Genomic DNA, 19,676 nt, shown 5'->3' on the forward strand with positions numbered 1-19,676 from the left:
TAGCCAGCAAGGGGAATTATCCCGCTACCTTTACATAATATTGACGAAAAGGGGGAGCGCCCTCCCCCTGATTCAGACGTGTTCCAGCGTTGGGTAAGATTGCAAACTCTGGATACTCAGCGTCAGCGTTGTCAGGCAGTTTTCCAGTTTCTCTGCGTTAACGGCGATGAATGTTGGACAATCGTGATGTCCACTCATAAGACAAACAGCAGCGGCGGCTAACGCCCCTTCAGCACGATGAAGGGCATTCCACTCTTCCTGATCAAGATGCATACCGTGAAGCTGTGATTGCTCGTGTAATTCACGATTCAGTGCAAAAAAAACATCACGCAGGCGATCGCTCTCGCTAACTGACATGTAGCCTTTCGCTTTTCTCAACTGCAGATAAGCGGCAAGTTCGATACGGGCGTTTATCAATTTGTTGAGAAGATCGGTTCTCAGTCTGTCAACAACCATACTTTGTTCCTCCTCTTTCCAACTATGGTGCAACTTAATAGTATGGTTGTTTTTTGAACAAATAGATGTCCTACATCAATAAAGCTCAATTGATTAACATAATTTACAATGTTACAACTTCATTCTGTACGCTTTCGAAGGCGCTCAGTGTCTGACTCGTCTGACATTTTTTGCTATACCTGATGTGGTTACTGCCATGGCGTTGATGATGAGGGGTCTATGTCGAAAGCAAATGATGCAGAAAAAATACGCACACTATCAAAAATAGATCTCAATCTGCTGACCATTTTCTGCTTGATCTATAGCGTGGGTAGCATCTCCAGAGTCGCTGACATGCTGAACATCTCGCCTTCCGCCGTCAGCCAGTCATTAAGAAAACTGCGCGAAATGATGGGGGATAATCTGTTTGTCCGTAGCGGTAATGCACTGTTACCGACGGTCTATTCTGATGAGCTGTATGATAATACAATCCCAATTATCGATAAGCTGTCAACGCTGATGCCGCTTTCCACGCCTGCCGCAAAAAAAAGGTTAACGCTTTATACAGAATCTTTTATTTCCCCTATCGTTATTCCAGATGTCACCGCCAGAATAATCGAGACTGACGCCGATATCAGCCTCCTGCACCTTACCGCCGACCTGAATGAACAGAGTATTATTGAACTGCTGAATATGCGTCAGGCAGATGCCGTTTTTTCTACCTTTTCTGTAGAGTCAGCAAGTCTTTCATGCCAGAAAATATGCGATATGCGCCTGGTTCTGGCGGCCTCGCAAAATAATTCTTTATATGGTAACACCATCAGCGAAGCGCAATTCAGAAACGCTAGCCTGGTCGGTTACAATACTAAGAATGAGAAAATCATTTATCATCGCAGTATTGTGGATAAAAAATTCAGAACAGGAGAACGCTGCCTGCTTACCTCATCGTTTACGGCGATTCTGACGATTGTGTCCAATACCCATTGTTTAGGGGTGATCCCGGAAAAGGTATATGAAACACACGCCCACCTGTATGGACTAAAAAAAATAAACACTCCGTTTCCCTTGCCACAATTTAGCGTGTTTGCCTCATCGCGCAAAGAAGGCAATACCCATAAGGTCCTCGCCCCTATTCTGGCTAATTTGCAAACAGCCTCCCTGTTATGAAAACCAGGGAGGCTGAGCGTTAGGAATACTGGCTACACGCGAATTTTTGCTATTCGCCAGATATAGTCGGCATATTCCTGAACCGTTCTGTCCGACGAGAAATACCCCATGTTAGCAATATTGTGCAGGGTTTTTGTCGTCCACTCACGGGGATTACGATACAACTCATCCACCGCATCCTGACAATCTACATAGCTGCGATAATCTGCCAACACCTGATAGTAGTCGCCGAAGTTAATCAATGAATCCAGCACGCCTCTATAACGCCCTGGTTCCTGCGGACTGAATACCCCCGTACCGATTTGCGTCAGCACCTGATGAAGTTCCTCATCCTTTTCAAAGATTTGTCTCGGGTCATAGCCATCATGTCGCAGAGTTTCAACCTGGTTCGCCGTATTACCAAAGATAAAGATGTTATCTTCCCCAACGTATTCGCGCATTTCGATATTTGCGCCGTCGAGCGTACCGATAGTCAGCGCACCATTCATACCGAATTTCATATTGCTGGTCCCGGAGGCTTCCGTCCCGGCCAGGGAAATTTGCTCTGACAGATCGGCTGCCGGAATAATTAGCTGAGCGAGACTGACGCTGTAATCCGGAATAAAGACTACCTTTAGTTTGCCGCCAATTTGCGGATCGTTATTGACTAACTGCGCCACGTCATTAATCAAGCGAATAATTTGTTTTGCCATGTGATAAGAGGATGCTGCTTTTCCGGCAAAGATATTCACTCGCGGTACCCAGTTGGCATCCGGTGCGGCTTTAATCCGGTTATAACGTGTAATAACGTGGAGCACATTCATGAGTTGCCGCTTGTACTCGTGGATGCGTTTCACCTGCACATCAAACAGCGCATCAGGATTCACCACCACGCTATAGTAGGTGGCAATATGGTGCGCCAGCCGCTGCTTATTTTTACGTTTCGCACGATGCACAGCCTCATTCACCGACGGATAATCTATAAACTGCTTTAGCTCGCCCAACTGCATTAATTTAGCCCGCCAGCTGTCACCGATATTGTCGTCCAGCACTTTGGCAAGCGGTGGATTCGCCAGCGCCAGCCAACGACGCGCAGTCACACCATTGGTTACATTGGTGAAACGCAGGGGAAATATACGCGCGAAGTCTGCAAACAGTGATTCGGTCATCAGTTTTGAATGCAACGCCGATACGCCGTTTACCTTATGACTGACAACTACCGCCAGCCAGGCCATACGCACCACACGACCATTGGATTCTTCAATTAACGACACACGTTTCAGTAGATCGCCGTCATTACGATAACGTTCCTGTAAAGTCTTCAGAAAACGATCGTTAATCTCAAAAATAATCTGCAGATGGCGCGGTAAAATTCGACTTAGCATTTCTACCGGCCAGGTCTCCAGCGCCTCACTCATCAACGTATGGTTGGTATAAGAAAAAATCTGGCAGGTCACGTCAAACGCGTGATCCCAGCTAAACTGGTGATGATCAATCAATAAGCGCATCAACTCAGGGATCGCCAGTACCGGATGCGTATCATTAAGGTGAATCGCAATTTTATCGGCCAGATTGTCGTATGTTCTGTGCAACTGATAATGACGACTCAGAATATCCTGAATCGTTGCCGAGGCCAGGAAATAGGCCTGGCGTAAACGCAATTCACGCCCCGCATCGGTGGAATCATCCGGGTACAAAACCCGCGAGATTCGATCGAAGTGATATTTGTTCTCCACTTCTGTAGCAAAGTCGGCCTGTTGATTCAGTTTGCCCGCATTAACTTCGTTATTCACCTGCACGTTCCACAAGCGCAACGTATTAGTCGTGTCCGTCGCATAACCTGGAATGATTTGATCATGCGCCACCGCCAGAATATCCTCGGTTTCAAGCCAGCGGGTTTTATTCCCCTCCTGTTGAACACGCCCACCAAAACGCACTTTATAATGCGTATTATGACGTTTGAACTCCCACGGATTACCGTATTCCAGCCAATAATCCAGCGACTCTTTTTGTACACCGTTAACGATGTTTTGTTTAAACATACCGTAGTTATAACGAATACCGTATCCACATCCCGGTAATCCGAGCGTCGCCAGTGAATCAAGGAAGCAGGCCGCCAGACGACCGAGACCACCATTACCTAACCCGGGATCGTTTTCTTCATCAATCAGTTCTTCCAGTTCAAGCCCCATTGCCTCCAGCGCGCTTCTGACTTCGTCATAAATACCTAAAGAGAGCAATGCATTGGATAGCGTACGACCAATTAAAAATTCCATCGACAGATAATATACCTGGCGCGCATCCTGAGAGAATTGCGCCCGATTAGAACGGTGCCAGCGCTCGACCATTCGATCGCGTACCGCATATAACGTTGCATTAAGCCACTCCCGTTTCGTGGCGATTGCGGGATCTTTGCCAATAGTAAATAAAAGTTTATTAGCAATATCATCTCTCAGTTTATCAACATCAGAGTCCGCCGTAGGCGGCAGTGGCGAAATATACATATTAACGTTACCTTTCAAATTTTGTAGGATGGGTAATAGACAGGTAAATTATTTAATTTCTGGGTTACGAGCGTCAGATTTTTGTCGAATAATTTCATGACTGGCGATGAACGTTAATTCTGTCATTAATACACGCCAACTTAAGCCTGTGGCAAGTGAGATATAATATAAACTCACACCATTAGCATAAAGCGTTTTAGCCATTTCAAGTTTCGACTTCAAAACAATATCTTTCAAATTAAACCTCATTAGTAACGCTCGACGAGATAAAATTTACGATAATGAGTGCCTATAGCCAAGAAGCGGCACTTAAAGCCGGAATTAGACTCACTAAACACCTTTCACTAACCGATCTACTCTTTATAGGTATCGCTCTTTATTCTCTCCGTCTTATGCTGATCAGATATAGATGTACCGTGAAGGCATCTGTATAATCCCCCGATTACGAGCAATGTACAGAATAAGAAAATGGCAAAAATTGGTTTTATATCACTAGGTTGTCCGAAAAACCTCGTCGATTCTGAGCGCATCCTGACCGAACTTCGTACCGAAGGCTATGATGTTGTGCCAAGCTACGACGACGCGGATATGGTTATCGTTAACACCTGCGGCTTTATCGACAGTGCGGTTCAGGAGTCCCTGGAAGCAATTGGCGAAGCGCTGAACGAGAACGGTAAGGTGATCGTCACCGGCTGTCTGGGCGCGAAAGTCGATCAGATCCGTGAAGTCCACCCGAAGGTGCTGGAAATCACCGGGCCGCATAGCTACGAACAGGTTCTGGAGCACGTTCACCACTATGTGCCAAAACCAAAACACAACCCGTTCCAGAGTCTGGTTCCTGAGCAGGGCGTCAAGCTGACTCCTCGCCATTACGCCTATCTGAAGATTTCTGAAGGCTGTAACCACCGCTGCACGTTCTGCATTATTCCATCCATGCGCGGCGATCTGGTGAGCCGTCCGATTGGCGACGTCCTCAGCGAAGCCAAGCGTCTGGTCGATGCGGGCGTGAAAGAGATTCTGGTAATCTCTCAGGATACCTCTGCGTACGGTGTAGATGTTAAGCATCGTACCGGTTTCCATAACGGCGAGCCGGTCAAAACCAGCATGGTTGATCTGTGCGAACAGCTATCAAAACTGGGGATCTGGACGCGCCTGCATTACGTCTACCCCTACCCGCACGTTGATGATGTGATCCCGCTGATGGCGGAAGGGAAAATCCTGCCATATCTGGACATCCCGTTACAGCATGCCAGCCCGCGTATTCTTAAACTGATGAAACGCCCAGGCTCCGTGGACAGACAGCTGGCGCGCATCAAACAGTGGCGTGAAATCTGCCCTGAACTGACGCTGCGCTCCACTTTCATTGTTGGTTTCCCGGGTGAAACGGAAGAAGACTTCCAGATGTTGCTCGACTTCCTGAAGGAAGCGCGTCTGGATCGCGTGGGCTGCTTTAAATACAGCCCGGTAGAAGGCGCTGGCGCTAATGACCTGCCGGATCAAATCCCGGAAGAGGTGAAAGAAGAACGCTGGAATCGCTTTATGCAATTGCAACAGCAGATCTCTGCTGAACGTTTGCAGGAGAAAGTGGGCCGCGAGATTCTGGTCATCGTTGATGAAGTTGACGAAGAAGGCGCAATTGGTCGTAGCATGGCTGATGCTCCGGAAATCGACGGCGCGGTATATCTGAATGGTGAAACCAAGGTGAAACCTGGCGATATCATCCGCGTGAAAGTCGAAAACGCAGATGAATACGATCTGTGGGGCACCCGCGTTTAATTAAGCGCAACCCAACGTAGGCCGGATAAGGCATTTATGCCGCATCCGGCAATGCCTGATGGCGACGCTGAAGCGTCTTATCAGGCCTACGGTTTACCCTTTTATTTTCGGGTCCAGCGCGTCGCGCAGACCATCTCCCAGTAAGTTAAACGCCAGCACCGTCAGGAATATCGCTACCGCCGGGAAAATCGCCACGTGCGGCGCGATCACCATATCAGCACGCGCTTCATTAAGCATTGCCCCCCACTCCGGCGTCGGCGGTTGTGCGCCTAATCCCAGAAATGACAGGCTCGCGGCAGAGATAATCGACGTACCAATTCGCATGGTAAAAAAGACCACGATCGATGAGACCGTTCCAGGCAGAATATGGTTGAAGATGATGGTCGCATCGCTGGCACCAATACTGCGCGCAGACTCAATAAACGTCTGCTGCTTCAGCACCAGCGTATTCCCGCGCACCAGGCGCGCGAAGGCTGGAATGGAGAAAATGGCTACGGCAATGATCACGTTAGCAATACCGCTGCCCAGAACGGCGACCACGGCTATCGCCAGCAATATCCCCGGAAAGGCGAACAGCACATCGCAGATTCGCATAATCAGTCGATCCCACCAGCCTTCGTAGTATCCCGCCAGCAGCCCCAGCACTGTGCCAATCGCCGCGCCAATAAACACGGCAAAGACCCCTGCCGCCAGCGAGATTTGCGCGCCAACCAGCACACGGCTAAAGATATCCCGTCCCAGTGAGTCAACGCCAAACCAGTGCAGCATTGATGGTCCATCATTCAAACGGTCATAATCGAAGTAATTCTCGGCATCAAATGGTGTCAGCCAGCGGGCAAAAATCGCCACCATGATCAGGAGCAATACAAACAATCCAGCGAACATCGCCATGTGCTGTCGACGGAAACGACGCCAGAATTCATGCCACGGTGTGCGTATCTGCTCTGGCTTAACAAGAGGCATCGCATTTAAAATCGCCTGTCGGCGCCAGTTAAAAAATCGCATCCTTACTTGTACCTGATAGCCGGATTAATGGCGGCGTAGAGCACATCCACCACTAAGTTAATAAGAATAAATTCCAGAGAAAACAACAGTACCTCGGCCTGAATTACCGGGTAGTCGCGCATTTCGACGGAGTCCACCAACAGCCGTCCAAGCCCTGGCCAGTTGAACACCTTCTCAACCACAATAGAGCCACCAAGCAAAAAGCCAAACTGTAGCCCCATCATGGTGACCACCGGGATCATCGCATTACGCAGACCATGTTTTAACACCACCCAGGTTTCACTCACCCCTTTAGCCCGCGCGGTCCGCATATAATCTTCACTGAGCACATCGACAAACGAAGCGCGAGTAAATCGGGCTAACACCGCAGCCACCGCCGCGCCCAGCGTAATAGACGGGAGGATATAGTGCATCCAGGTGTCAGCGCCAACGGTGGGTAACCAACCGAGCTCAACGGAGAATATCTGCATCAGCAGCATGCCAAGCGCAAACGCCGGGAACGAGATCCCGGTGACCGCCAGCGTCATGCTCAATCTGTCCGGCCAGCGATTGCGCCATACGGCAGCAATGATCCCCGCCGTCATGCCGAACAATACCGCCCACGCCATACTGGCAATAGTCAGCCATAGTGATGGCATAAAACGACTGGCTATCTCTTCAGAAACCGGACGACGAGAAACCATCGACGTGCCAAAATCGCCTTGCAACACGTTGGTCATGTAATGCCAGAACTGAACATGCAGCGGCTGGTCCAGACCCAGCTGCTTGCGCACCAGTTCAATCACCTCGGCGTCAGCTTCCGGCCCGGCAATCAGCCGGGCCGGATCGCCGGGTAGCAGGTGAACAAATAAAAATACCAGCACCGCAACAATCAACAGAGTTGGAATCAACCCCAGCAGGCGCTTGAAAACATAGTTAAGCATCACGCTCCCTTCGCCGGCCCCTACGCTTCGGGGCCGAATGAATAGCTTATTTTAAATCCGCATCATCAAAGCTAAATCCGGTATCCGGCATGATCCAGAATCCGGTCAACCTGGTGCTGTGCGCCGAAATCAGTTTTTCCACTACCAGCGGGATCCACGGCGACTCTTTCCAGATAATATCCTGCGCATCCTTGTACAGCTTCGCTTTCTGCGCCGGATCGTTGGTTTGCAACGCTGCAGCTAAATCACTGTCCACCTGTTTGTTGCTGTAGAACGCCGTATTAAACAGAGTGGGCGGCCAGTTTTGTGATGCAAACAGCGGCGACAACGCCCAGTCAGCTTCACCCGTAGAGGCAGACCAGCCGGTGTAGAACATCCGCACCCCGCTCTCTTTCTGCGCTTTCCCTTCAACTTCCGCCGCACGCTGGCCGGCATCCATCGCTGTTACCTGAGCTTTAACACCCACCTGCGCCAACTGCTGCTGGGTAAATTGCAGCACTTTCTGCGCGGTACTGTGGTTATGCGAAGACCATAGCGTGGTGGTAAAACCGTTCGGATAACCTGCTTCTTTCAGCAGTTCGCGCGCTTTCGCCGGGTCGTACGCCCATGGCGTATAGCTTTGTGCATAGGCTATCGACGGTGGGAGAACGCCGGTTGCTGGCGTCGCGTAACCGGCAAAAGCCACTTTCACCAGCGCCTGGCGGTTGATGGCATAATTCAGCGCTTCACGCACCTTCGGGTTGTCGAACGGTTTTTGCGTGACGTTCATGCTGATATAACGCTGCATAATAGACGGACTGGCCACCAGTTCCAGGTTTTTGTTCTTCGCCAGTAACGCCGCCTGCTCGTAAGGGATTGGGAAGGCAAACTGCGCTTCCCCGGTCTGTAACATGGCCGCACGCGTGTTGTTGTCGGTCACCGGACGCCAGGTAATCGTATCCAGCTTTGGCAGCCCCTGCTGCCAGTAACCTGCGAACTTCTTAACCTTCACAAAATCTGTCTGATTCCAGGTATCAAGCTGGTACGGCCCGGTCCCCACAGGGTGGAAACCGATCTCCTTACCGTATTTCTCCAGCGCGGCGGGAGAAATCATCGCCGTTGCCGGATGCGCCAGAATATTGATAAAGGCAGAGAACGGCTGTTTCAGGGTAATCTTCACCGTCGACGGATCGACTACTTCGGTTTTATCGATATTCTTATACAGGTTGTAGCGTTTCAGATGGTTTTCTGGGTTACTGGCCCGATCGAGGTTAGCTTTTACCGCATCGGCATTGAAGTCAGTACCATCCTGAAACTTCACACCCTGGCGCAGCTTGAGGGTATAGATCAGCCCATCATCAGAAACCGTATAACTCTCCGCGAGCACATTTTTCAGCTTCATTTCTTTATCAAGACCAAACAGCCCCTGATAAAACGACTTCGCTACCGCCTGCGACAACGTGTCATTCGCGTCATAGGGGTCGAGCGTCGTGAAATTGGATCCCACCGCCACCACCACATCTTTGGCGGCCCAGCCAGGCGATGCGGCCAGTGCAGAGGCCACTCCCACAGCAACCAGCCATTTTCGAGCAACAATTTTTGTCATGTTATTCTCCTTAAACCCTGCCTGCCTGTTATAAACGCGAAAGCGCATTTTCTGGTTGCCCACGCGCAACAAAATGCCCCGGACCAACTAACTGGAGCGAAACGGGGGAAATCTCTTCGCCACGTTTGCGAATATTGCTGGGGATATCGTCCGACAACAGCACGCGCTGGGGACGGTGATGCGATGGATCGGCGACCGGAACTGCCGCCATCAGCTTGCGAGTGTACGGATGTTGCGGATTTTCAAACACCGCCCGCCGGGTGCCTATCTCAACGATCTGTCCCAGATACATGACCGCCACACGGTGACTGATCCGTTCCACCACCGCCATATCGTGGGAAATAAACAGGTATGCGATACCCAATTCTCGCTGCAGGTCGAGCATCAGGTTGATGATTTGCCCACGAATTGAAACATCCAGCGCCGAGACAGATTCATCAGCAATAATCACTTTGGGATTGAGCGCCAATGCACGTGCAATACAGATACGCTGACGCTGACCGCCGGAAAACTCGTGCGGATAGCGCCAGGCATGCTCAGGCAGCAAGCCTACACGTTCCAACAACCATGCAACCCGTTTTGATCCCGCGTCACCCTGCAATAACCCATGTACCCGTAGCGGCTCCAGAATGGAATATCCCACGGTCTGGCGCGGATCGAGCGAGGCATACGGATCCTGGAAGATAAACTGAATATCCCGACGCAGCGGCTGTAACTTGCTGGCAGCAAGGGTATCAATACGCTGTCCGTTGAAAATGATTTCCCCACGCTGAGACTCAACCAGGCGCAGCAGCGCCCGCCCGGTGGTGGATTTCCCGCAGCCCGACTCCCCCACCAGCGAGAGCGTTTCTCCCGGCCACAGGTCAAAGCTGACGTTTTCCACTGCATGCACCTCGCGAGTCACGCGATTTAGAATGCCACTGCGCAGAGGAAAACGCGTCACTAAATTTCGTACCCGCAGAATAGGCTCGCCTTCAACCACGGTGTCCTGCTCGGTCTGCGGTTCTACATGACTGGGATCCTGCAATGAAATAAGCGGGAAACGGCGCGGAAGCTCATGCCCGTTCATCGCCCCAAGCTGCGGCACGGCTGCCAACAGCGCTTTGGTATAGGGATGCTGGGGAGCGTGAAAAATCTGTTCAACGCTGCCGGTTTCTACCGCCTCGCCTTGATACATCACCAGCACGCGGTCGGCAATATCCGCCACAACGCCCATATCGTGGGTAATGAAGATCACGCCCATCGACATATCCTGCTGCAACACTTTTATCAGTTGCAGGATCTGCGCCTGAATGGTGACATCCAGCGCGGTCGTCGGCTCATCGGCAATTAAAACCGCAGGCCGACATGACAGTGCCATGGCGATCATCACTCGCTGACGCATACCGCCGGAAAGCTGATGTGGATAACGCGATAAAATCGCCTTCGCCTCGGGGATACGCACCTGATCGAGCATTCGCTTCGCTTCTACCATCGCCTCTTCGTGACTGGCACCCTGGTGCAAGCGGATAGACTCGGCAATTTGCTCGCCCACGGTAAACACCGGATTGAGCGATGTCATAGGCTCCTGGAAGATCATCGCGATATCCGCACCGCGCACGTGACGCATTTGCGATGCGCTCTGTTCACCCAGCTCAATAACCTGCCGATTGCGGCGTCGCAGCAGCATTTCATCGCAGCTTACCTCGCCGCCTGCCTGTTCAATCAGACGCATCAGCGACAAGGCCGTTACCGACTTTCCTGAACCGGACTCACCAACAATCGCCAGCGTTTCGCCACGCTTCAGGCGAAATGACAGATTGCGCACTGCGCTGACACGCTGCTGCTCCTGTTCAAAGGCAATATTCAGATTGCTGACTGCCAGCACGTCACTGGCATCAAGCTCATCACTGTGTGGCAACGCTCTCTCCTTTTTCCCGATAAATACCGGTGGTTGGCGTATCGCCTGCGTATCCCCAGGCGCGGTACATGCCTTCGCTGTTAAACGGCAAGGCGACGTTGCCCTCATGATCGATAGCAATTAAACCGCCACTGCCGCCAAGCGCCGGTAATTTTTCCATCACTACGCGTTCACACGCTTCGGATAAACTCAGGCCGCCATAGTCCATCAACGCCGCAATGTCATAGGCCGCCAACGCACGAATAAAGACTTCCCCGGTTCCGGTGCAGGAGACTGCCACACTTGCATTATTGGCATAACAGCCTGCGCCGACCAACGGACTGTCGCCCACCCGCCCCGGTAATTTGTTGGTCATCCCGCCGGTCGATGTTGCTGCCGCCAGATTGCCAAACATATCTAACGCGACCGCACCCACGGTACCCATTTTGTTGTTTTCATCCAGCGGGCTCGCGCTATGGTCCAGCACCGTTTCACCCGCTGTTCGCGCCGCTAATAGTTGAGCGTAGCGTTCTGGCGTCGAGAAAATATCCGCGGATACGCGCTCCATACCCTGCGCAATGGCAAAGTTTTCAGCCCCTTCACCTATCATCATGACGTGTGGACTGCGTTCCATTACCAGGCGCGCCGCGAGAATCGGATTGCGTAAATGGCTGACTCCGGCGACGGCTCCCACATTGAGCGTGTTACCGTCCATCACGCAGGCATCCAGTTCATGGGTTTCATCACGGGTATACACCGCACCAATTCCGGCATTAAACAACGGGCACTCTTCCAGCAGACGTACGGCTTCGGTAACGACATCCAGTGCGCTACGACCGTCTTCAAGCATCCGCTGGCCGGTTTCAACGATATCCGACAGCGCCTGTATATAACGCAACTCTTGCTCCTGGCTCAGCTGCGAACGGGTGATAGCCCCTGCGCCGCCGTGAATTGCAATGACTGCTTTACCCATTTTTTTCGTCCATTAGCTGGCAGGTACCGGGGTTATAAATATCAGAATTTCTGTGACTTATTGATTCGATTTTTGAATATAGAAAGATGCAGACGTCATGTAAAGGTAAAGGCTCGCGCCTTACAACTCGCCCCATCAGGTCATGCAGACGTGTTTAACGCAAAAGAGATCCCTAAACGTAATTAATAAATTATTTAAACCTATCGGTAATCTGTTTTTTTGCATAACACACAAAGCGTTCAACAGATGGCATAGACGCAGCCCAGTTTTTTTTGGTTAATCCCAAGTATTCCGCACGTGCAGCTTGCAGCGTATCAGCATACTCAACGGGTAATTGCGGTATAAGCCAGGAGGCGGCTTCATCTTTAGCGACAATATTGCCCGTAACTACGCTGTACCAAATACGCGCCAGAGTAAGGATGATATTTCGCTCGTCACCCTCTAAATCGCCCGGTTTCTGCCATATATCAAGGATATGCCGAAATGTTTGCACGACATCGCTAAAAGGGATGACATTGAATAACGTCCCTGCGGGTTCACCGAACAACGCTACGCTGGCGCGCCGGGCCTGGGTCAGCAGAATGGCAAGATCAGGATCCAGCTGTGTCGGTTCAACAATTCCCGCGAGAATATCGTCACGCAACCATTCGCCAAATTGCATTTCTCTTGACGGTGGGAATTGCCAGGGTACAAGTTGTGAATAGACCACGATGGTCACTTCCAGCGCCCGATAGCTATCAACGCTGCCAGGCGGTGCTGATATTTCCAGAAAACCCTGCATCAGATCTTTTCTTTGCCGGGTATTAAGTGGCTGCCTAATGGTAACCAGTAAATCGATATCGCTTTGGGGCTTTAAGCCACCTTCAACTGCAGAGCCATACAAATGAACAGCTACCAGGTCGCCCTCGATAATCCGCGCAATCAGTGCACTGGCGGCATTCACCTGCCGTCGAATTGAATCCGGGATAGTCGTAGACATTTAGCCTCCTGGCGAAAAAGCAGAAATAATGAGTCTATACTGCATTTTTCCTGTAGCGCTATTCTCTGGCAGAAAACCTGTATCAGATCTGATCCTAAGCCTGAGGTAGCATACTGTCCGCGTCCATTTTCTGACATAATGAGCGGATTCGATTTTGCCCCGCAGGAGTCTTCTCATGGAATTTACCGCCGGACTGATGCCGCTTGAAACGGCTCTCTCTCAGATGCTTTCGCGTATTACCCCACTCACCGCCGTCGAAACGCTGCCGCTGGTTCAATGCTTTGGTCGCATTCTGGCCACCGACGTCGTCTCCCCGATTGATGTGCCGGGATTCGATAACTCGGCAATGGATGGCTATGCGGTGCGATTAGCCGATTTACAATCAGACCAGCCTCTTGCGGTGGCTGGCAAAGCCTTTGCTGGTCAACCATTCCACGGCGAGTGGCCTGCGGGAACCTGCATCCGCATTATGACCGGTGCCCCGGTGCCTGCCGGTTGTGAAGCCGTGGTGATGCAGGAGCAAACGGAACAAACTGACGACGGTGTGCGTTTTACCGCCGACGTCCGCAGCGGACAAAATATTCGTCTGCGCGGTGAAGATATCGCAAACGGCGCGGTGGTATTCCCTACCGGAACTCGTCTGACAACCGCCGAGCTTCCTGTTCTGGCCTCGCTCGGCATTGCCGAAGTACCGGTCGTTCGCAAAGTTCGCGTGGCGTTGTTCTCCACCGGTGATGAGCTGCAACTGCCGGGTCAGCCGCTGGGCGACGGGCAGATTTATGACACAAACCGTCTGACCGTTCACCTGATGCTGCAGCAGTTGGGCTGCGAAGTGATCAACTTAGGAATTATTCGCGACGATCCCAACGCGCTGCGGGCCGCGTTTATCGAAGCCGACAGCCAGGCCGACATCGTCATCAGCTCTGGTGGCGTTTCGGTAGGCGAAGCGGATTACACCAAAACCATTCTGGAAGAGCTGGGAGAAATTGCCTTCTGGAAGTTGGCCATTAAACCCGGCAAACCGTTCGCGTTTGGTAAACTGAGCAACAGCTGGTTTTGTGGCCTGCCGGGTAATCCGGTTTCTGCGGCCCTCACCTTTTATCAACTGGTGCAACCGCTGCTGGCGAAACTCAGCGGCAACACCGCCTGTGGGTTGCCTCCGCGCCAGCGCGTGCGCACCGCATCACGTCTGAAGAAAACACCTGGTCGTCTGGATTTTCAGCGCGGTGTATTGCAGCGTACCGCGGAAGGCGAGCTGGAAGTCACCACCACCGGACACCAGGGCTCGCATATTTTTAGCTCCTTTAGCCAGGGCAACTGCTTTATCGTGCTGGAGCGCGATCGCGGTAACGTTGAGGCCGGTGAATGGGTTGAGGTCGAGCCGTTTAACGCACTGTTTGGAGGCCTGTAATGGCAGAACTCAGCGACCAGGAGATGATGCGCTATAACCGGCAAATCATTCTGCGCGGCTTCGATTTCGAAGGTCAGGAAGCGCTCAAAGATGCGCGGGTACTGGTCGTTGGTCTGGGGGGACTGGGATGCGCAGCAACCCAGTACCTTGCGGGCGCTGGCGTCGGGCATTTAACCCTGCTCGACTTTGACACGGTCTCCGTATCGAACCTCCAACGCCAGACGCTGCACAGCGATGCAACCGTAGGGCAACCCAAAGTGCTATCAGCCCGTGATGCGCTAGCGCGGATTAACCCTTATATCGCCATTACGCCGGTGAATGCGCTGCTGGACGATAGCGAGATTCACGCGCTTATTGCCGAACACGATTTGGTGCTGGACTGTACGGATAACGTCAGCATCCGCAATCAGCTGAATACCGGATGTTTTGCCGCCAGAGTTCCGCTGGTTTCCGGTGCGGCAATTCGCATGGAAGGGCAAATTACCGTATTTACGTATCAGGAAGGAGAGCCCTGCTACCGTTGCCTGAGTCGTCTGTTCGGTGAAAATGCCCTGACCTGCGTAGAAGCCGGAGTGATGGCCCCGCTGATCGGCGTGATCGGCTCGTTACAGGCAATGGAGGCCATTAAGCTGCTGGCAAACTACGGTAAACCGGCATCCGGAAAAATCGTCATGTACGATGCCATGACCTGCCAGTTTCGCGAAATGAAGCTGATGCGCAACCCGGGGTGTGAGGTTTGTAGTCGGTAAAAAAGTCGGGTGGCGGCTTCGCCTTACCCGACCTACAACGACTCGAACGTAGACCGGGTAAGCGTTAGCACCACCCGGCAACAGCATCAGATTGACGTGCGTCCAAATGCGCTCTGCCAGTCATGCTCAAACTTCGCGACGGCAGCGTCAACCGCCGGAGAGCTAATCATCTGCTGAGCAACGTCCAGCGGTAGCGTGATGGACTCGCAGCCCGCCAGCAGACAATCCAGCGCCTGACGCGGCGTTTTAAAACTGGCTGCCAGTACTTTGGCGTGCGGGGCATGCATTTTCAGTAACGTCTGCAGGTCGGTCACCGTCTGAATGCCATCCCCTCCTTGCGCATCCACGCGGTTAACGTATGGCGCAATGTATTCCGCACCCGCCAGAGCAGCTAATAACCCTTGAGCTGCACCGTATACCGCAGTACCCAACGTCGGGATCCCTTCTTCTTTCAGCAATTTTATAGCCGCCAGACCTTCTGCTGTCACCGGCACTTTGACCACGATATCAGCGATGATTGCCCGCAGCTTACGCGCATCGCTGACCATCCCTTCGGCGGTGGTCGCCATCACCTGAGCAAACAGACGGCCTTGCCCTCCCATCGCTTCCTGCAGTTGCGGCAGTAGTACTTCCAGCGTCTGATTCCCTGCCGCCACAATGCTCGGGTTAGTGGTCACCCCTGCCAGCGGGAAAATGCGCGCCAGAGCTTTTACCGCATCAACATCAGACGTATCTAAATAGAGTTCCATAACCTTTCCTCAAACGAATAATTAGCATGAATAAAAGGTAGCACGGCGAAACCTCACGGTTAGTTGACGCATGTCAATATAACTTTCATTCGAAAGTAATTTAATCTTTATACGAAAGAAATGAGGCCGCTTATGATTTTCAATATTCAGCGCTATTCCACGCATGATGGCCCCGGTATTCGTACCGTGGTGTTCCTTAAGGGATGCTCCCTGGGCTGTCGGTGGTGCCAGAATCCGGAAAGCCGCGCCCGCGCGCAGGACCTGCTTTATGACGCGCGTTTGTGCCTCGACGGTTGCGATCTCTGTGCTCAGGCAGCACCCGCGGTGATTGAACGGGCGCTGGGCGGATTACTGATTCATCGCGAAAAACTGACCGATGACGCTCTCACTGCGCTGACCGACTGCTGTCCGACTCAGGCGTTAACCGTCTGTGGAGAGATAAAAAGCGTGGACGATATCATGGCGACCGTATTGCGAGATAAACCGTTTTACGACCGTAGTGGCGGAGGCCTCACCCTGTCCGGCGGTGAACCGTTTATGCAACCAGAGCTGGCAGCGGCTTTGCTCAAAGCCAGCCACGACGCAGGCATTCATACCGCGGTGGAAACCTGTCTGCATGTTCCGTGGAAGTATATTGAACCGTCACTGTCTTACATCGATCTGTTCCTGGCTGATTTAAAACATGTAGCCGATGCGCCGTTTAAACAGTGGACCGATGGCAGCGCCTCTCGCGTACTGGAAAATCTAAAAAAACTGGCCGCCGCCGGTAAAAAAATGATCATCCGTGTACCGCTGATTCAGGGATTCAACGCAGATGAAGCCGCTATTCAGGCCATTACCGATTTTGCCGCCGATGAGCTTCACGTCGGTGAGATCCATTTTTTGCCCTATCACACCCTTGGCATCAACAAATACCACTTACTCAGTCAACCCTACAACGCACCGGATAAACCGCTTGATGCGCCAGCACTGCTCGAATTTGCCCAGCAGTACGCCAGCCTTAAAGGTTTAACCGCGACCCTACGAGGATAATCGCCATGACCACTCTGAAACTGGATACACTCAGCGACCGTATCAAAGCGCATAAAACGGCCCTGATCCACATCGTGAAGCCGCCGGTTTGTACCGAGCGCGCCCAGCACTATACCGAGATGTATCAGCAACACCTGGATAAGCCTATCCCGGTACGTCGCGCACTGGCACTGGCCCATCATCTGGCGGAACGCACCATCTGGATCAAACATGACGAACTGATCATTGGTAACCAGGCAAGCGAAGTGCGTGCCGCGCCTATCTTCCCGGAATACACCGTCTCCTGGATTGAAAAAGAGATCGACGACCTCGCCGACAGACCAGGTGCAGGCTTTGCGGTAAGCGAAGAGAACAAACGCGTGTTGCACGAGGTGTGCCCATGGTGGCGTGGTCAGACCGTGCAGGATCGCTGCTACGGGATGTTTACCGACGAACAGAAAGGGCTGCTGGAAACCGGCATTATCAAAGCCGAAGGTAACATGACCTCCGGCGATGCACACCTGGCGGTAAACTTCCCGCTACTGCTGGAAAAAGGTCTTGATGGTCTGCGTCACAAAGTTGATGAACGTCGCTCCCGTATCAATCTGACGTGTCTGGACGATCTCCATGGCGATCAGTTCCTGAAAGCGATTGATATCGTGCTGGAAGCCGTCAGTCTGCACATTGAGCGCTTTGCCGCGCTGGCGCGTAAAATGGCATCCACGGAAACCCGCACCAGTCGTCGTGATGAACTGCTGACCATGGCGGAAAACTGCGATGTGATCGCCCATGAGCCGCCAAAAACGTTCTGGCAGGCGTTGCAGTTGTGCTATTTCATCCAGCTGATCCTGCAAATTGAATCAAACGGTCACTCGGTGTCGTTTGGTCGTATGGATCAATACCTCTACCCGTTCTATCGTCGCGACGTCGAACTGAACCAGAGTCTGGATCGCGAGCACGCCATTGAGCTGCTGCACAGCTGCTGGCTGAAACTGCTGGAAGTGAACAAAATCCGCTCCGGCTCCCATTCGAAAGCCTCAGCGGGCAGCCCGCTGTATCAGAACGTGACCATTGGTGGTCAAAATCTGGTCAACGGCCAGCCGATGGATGCCGTCAACCCGCTCTCCTACGCGATTCTGGAGTCCTGCGGCCGTCTGCGTTCTACGCAGCCAAACCTGAGCGTGCGTTATCACGCAGGGATGAGTAATGACTTCCTGGATGCCTGCGTGCAGGTGATCCGCTGCGGCTTCGGGATGCCTGCCTTTAACAACGATGAAATCGTCATACCAGAATTCATTAAGCTGGGCATTGAACCTCAGGATGCCTATGACTATGCGGCCATTGGGTGTATCGAAACCGCCGTTGGCGGGAAATGGGGCTACCGTTGCACCGGCATGAGCTTTATTAACTTTGCCCGCGTGATGCTGGCGGCACTGGAAGGTGGGCGCGATGCCACCAGCGGCAAAGTCTTTCTGCCACAGGAAAAAGCGCTCTCGGCTGGTAACTTCAACAATTTCGACGAAGTAATGGAAGCATGGGATACGCAGATCCGCTACTACACGCGTAAATCCATCGAAATTGAGTATGTCGTCGACACCATGCTGGAAGAGAACGTGCACGATATTCTGTGCTCCGCGCTGGTAGACGACTGCATTGAGCGGGCGAAAAGCATTAAGCAAGGCGGCGCGAAATACGACTGGGTATCAGGTTTGCAGGTGGGTATTGCCAACCTCGGTAACAGCCTGGCAGCAGTGAAGAAACTGGTCTTTGAACAGGGCGCTATCGGTCAACAACAACTGGCCGCCACGCTGGCCGATGATTTTGACGGTCTGACCCATGAGCAGTTACGCCAACGACTAATCAACGGCGCGCCGAAATACGGCAACGATGACGATAGCGTTGATACGCTGCTGGCCCGCGCTTATCAGACCTATATCGATGAACTGAAACAGTATCATAATCCGCGTTACGGACGTGGCCCGGTTGGCGGCAATTACTACGCCGGCACCTCGTCTATCTCCGCAAACGTGCCGTTTGGTGCAGCAACGATGGCAACGCCGGATGGCCGTAAAGCGCACACTCCGCTGGCAGAAGGCGCCAGCCCGGCTTCCGGTACGGACCATCTCGGCCCAACGGCGGTAATTGGCTCGGTGGGTAAACTGCCGACCGGTTCGATTCTCGGCGGCGTGCTGTTAAATCAGAAGCTCAATCCGGCCACGCTGGAAAATGAATCAGATAAACAAAAGCTGATGATCCTGCTGCGTACCTTCTTTGAAGAGCACAAAGGCTGGCATATTCAGTACAACATCGTGTCCCGTGAAACGCTGCTGGAAGCCAAAAAACACCCGGATCAATATCGTGACCTGGTGGTGCGCGTCGCAGGCTATTCCGCCTTCTTCACCGCGCTGTCTCCGGATGCACAAGACGACATCATCGCGCGTACTGAACATATGCTGTAAGCAATATTGTTGGCCGGATGAGATTCCACACTGCCATCCGGCACGCTACCCTCCCCATTGCCGGATGCGCTGACGCTTATCCGGCCTACAAC

Annotated in this window: 16 protein-coding genes; 6 read left to right on the forward strand and 10 right to left on the reverse strand. The window is 52.4% G+C overall.

Features of this window, described 5'->3' with window-relative positions:
• Positions 1 to 72: 72 nt before the first annotated feature.
• Positions 73 to 456, reverse strand: a complete 384-nt coding sequence (gene bssR, locus OGY83_RS08725; protein WP_008784229.1) for a biofilm formation regulator BssR — start codon at positions 454 to 456, stop codon at positions 73 to 75.
• A gap of 219 nt (positions 457 to 675) precedes the next feature.
• On the opposite strand from bssR, the gene OGY83_RS08730 reads away from it, so the two are divergent.
• Positions 676 to 1,602, forward strand: a complete 927-nt coding sequence (locus tag OGY83_RS08730) for a LysR family transcriptional regulator (protein ID WP_286635700.1) — start codon at positions 676 to 678, stop codon at positions 1,600 to 1,602.
• A 32-nt stretch (positions 1,603 to 1,634) separates the two neighbouring features.
• Here the strand turns inward: OGY83_RS08730 and glgP are convergent, their stop codons facing one another.
• On the reverse strand, positions 1,635 to 4,085 hold the full coding sequence (gene glgP / locus OGY83_RS08735) for a glycogen phosphorylase (protein ID WP_286635701.1): 2,451 nt from the start codon (positions 4,083 to 4,085) through the stop codon (positions 1,635 to 1,637).
• A 48-nt stretch (positions 4,086 to 4,133) separates the two neighbouring features.
• Positions 4,134 to 4,322, reverse strand: coding sequence for a glycine cleavage system protein T (locus tag OGY83_RS08740; protein WP_249418755.1), 189 nt, complete (start codon positions 4,320 to 4,322; stop codon positions 4,134 to 4,136).
• A gap of 231 nt (positions 4,323 to 4,553) precedes the next feature.
• Between OGY83_RS08740 and rimO the strand changes: the two genes are divergently transcribed.
• Entirely contained in the window at positions 4,554 to 5,861 is a 1,308-nt protein-coding gene (gene rimO / locus OGY83_RS08745) for a 30S ribosomal protein S12 methylthiotransferase RimO (protein WP_003831616.1), read from the forward strand.
• Between the two features lie 93 nt (positions 5,862 to 5,954).
• Here rimO and gsiD read toward each other — a convergent pair whose 3' ends face one another.
• From gsiD to OGY83_RS08775, 6 genes are all read right to left on the reverse strand, one after another.
• Positions 5,955 to 6,866, reverse strand: coding sequence for a glutathione ABC transporter permease GsiD (gene gsiD, locus OGY83_RS08750; protein WP_079936826.1), 912 nt, complete (start codon positions 6,864 to 6,866; stop codon positions 5,955 to 5,957).
• Between the two features lie 2 nt (positions 6,867 to 6,868).
• Positions 6,869 to 7,789, reverse strand: coding sequence for a glutathione ABC transporter permease GsiC (gene gsiC, locus OGY83_RS08755; RefSeq protein WP_048235754.1), 921 nt, complete (start codon positions 7,787 to 7,789; stop codon positions 6,869 to 6,871).
• A gap of 46 nt (positions 7,790 to 7,835) precedes the next feature.
• Entirely contained in the window at positions 7,836 to 9,374 is a 1,539-nt protein-coding gene (gsiB, locus tag OGY83_RS08760; RefSeq protein WP_286635702.1) for a glutathione ABC transporter substrate-binding protein GsiB, read from the reverse strand.
• Positions 9,375 to 9,402: 28 nt separating this feature from the next.
• Entirely contained in the window at positions 9,403 to 11,274 is a 1,872-nt protein-coding gene (gsiA, locus tag OGY83_RS08765; RefSeq protein ID WP_286635703.1) for a glutathione ABC transporter ATP-binding protein GsiA, read from the reverse strand.
• Positions 11,261 to 12,226 (reverse strand): beta-aspartyl-peptidase, encoded by a 966-nt coding sequence (iaaA, locus tag OGY83_RS08770; RefSeq protein ID WP_286635704.1) that lies wholly within the window; start codon positions 12,224 to 12,226, stop codon positions 11,261 to 11,263. Before iaaA ends, gsiA begins: the two co-directional genes overlap by 14 nt.
• Positions 12,227 to 12,416: 190 nt before the next feature.
• Complete coding sequence (locus OGY83_RS08775) at positions 12,417 to 13,205, reverse strand: aminoglycoside adenylyltransferase family protein (protein ID WP_286635705.1); 789 nt, start codon at positions 13,203 to 13,205, stop codon at positions 12,417 to 12,419.
• Between the two features lie 175 nt (positions 13,206 to 13,380).
• On the opposite strand from OGY83_RS08775, the gene moeA reads away from it, so the two are divergent.
• Together moeA and moeB are read left to right on the forward strand one after the other, a co-directional pair.
• Positions 13,381 to 14,616, forward strand: a complete 1,236-nt coding sequence (gene moeA / locus OGY83_RS08780; RefSeq protein ID WP_286635706.1) for a molybdopterin molybdotransferase MoeA — start codon at positions 13,381 to 13,383, stop codon at positions 14,614 to 14,616.
• The gene (gene moeB, locus OGY83_RS08785; protein WP_194211007.1) at positions 14,616 to 15,365 is read left to right on the forward strand and encodes a molybdopterin-synthase adenylyltransferase MoeB; all 750 of its coding nucleotides are present in this window, start codon (positions 14,616 to 14,618) and stop codon (positions 15,363 to 15,365) included. Before moeA ends, moeB begins: the two co-directional genes overlap by 1 nt.
• 86 nt (positions 15,366 to 15,451) lie before the next feature.
• Here moeB and fsa read toward each other — a convergent pair whose 3' ends face one another.
• Positions 15,452 to 16,114, reverse strand: coding sequence for a fructose-6-phosphate aldolase (gene fsa / locus OGY83_RS08790; RefSeq protein ID WP_123268277.1), 663 nt, complete (start codon positions 16,112 to 16,114; stop codon positions 15,452 to 15,454).
• Between the two features lie 132 nt (positions 16,115 to 16,246).
• Here fsa and OGY83_RS08795 point away from each other — a divergent pair, with 132 nt between their 5' ends.
• Together OGY83_RS08795 and OGY83_RS08800 are read left to right on the forward strand one after the other, a co-directional pair.
• Positions 16,247 to 17,146 carry a glycyl-radical enzyme activating protein gene (locus tag OGY83_RS08795; RefSeq protein WP_286635707.1) on the forward strand — a complete coding sequence of 300 codons (900 nt, stop codon included), beginning with the start codon at positions 16,247 to 16,249 and terminating at the stop codon, positions 17,144 to 17,146.
• A 5-nt stretch (positions 17,147 to 17,151) separates the two neighbouring features.
• The gene (locus OGY83_RS08800) at positions 17,152 to 19,584 is read left to right on the forward strand and encodes a glycyl radical protein (protein WP_286635708.1); all 2,433 of its coding nucleotides are present in this window, start codon (positions 17,152 to 17,154) and stop codon (positions 19,582 to 19,584) included.
• The last annotated feature ends 92 nt before the right edge of the window (positions 19,585 to 19,676 follow it).

Origin of the sequence: Citrobacter sp. Cpo090 (assembly GCF_030332665.1) — a bacterium.
In the GTDB taxonomy this organism is placed as follows: Bacteria; Pseudomonadota; Gammaproteobacteria; order Enterobacterales; family Enterobacteriaceae; genus Citrobacter; species Citrobacter portucalensis.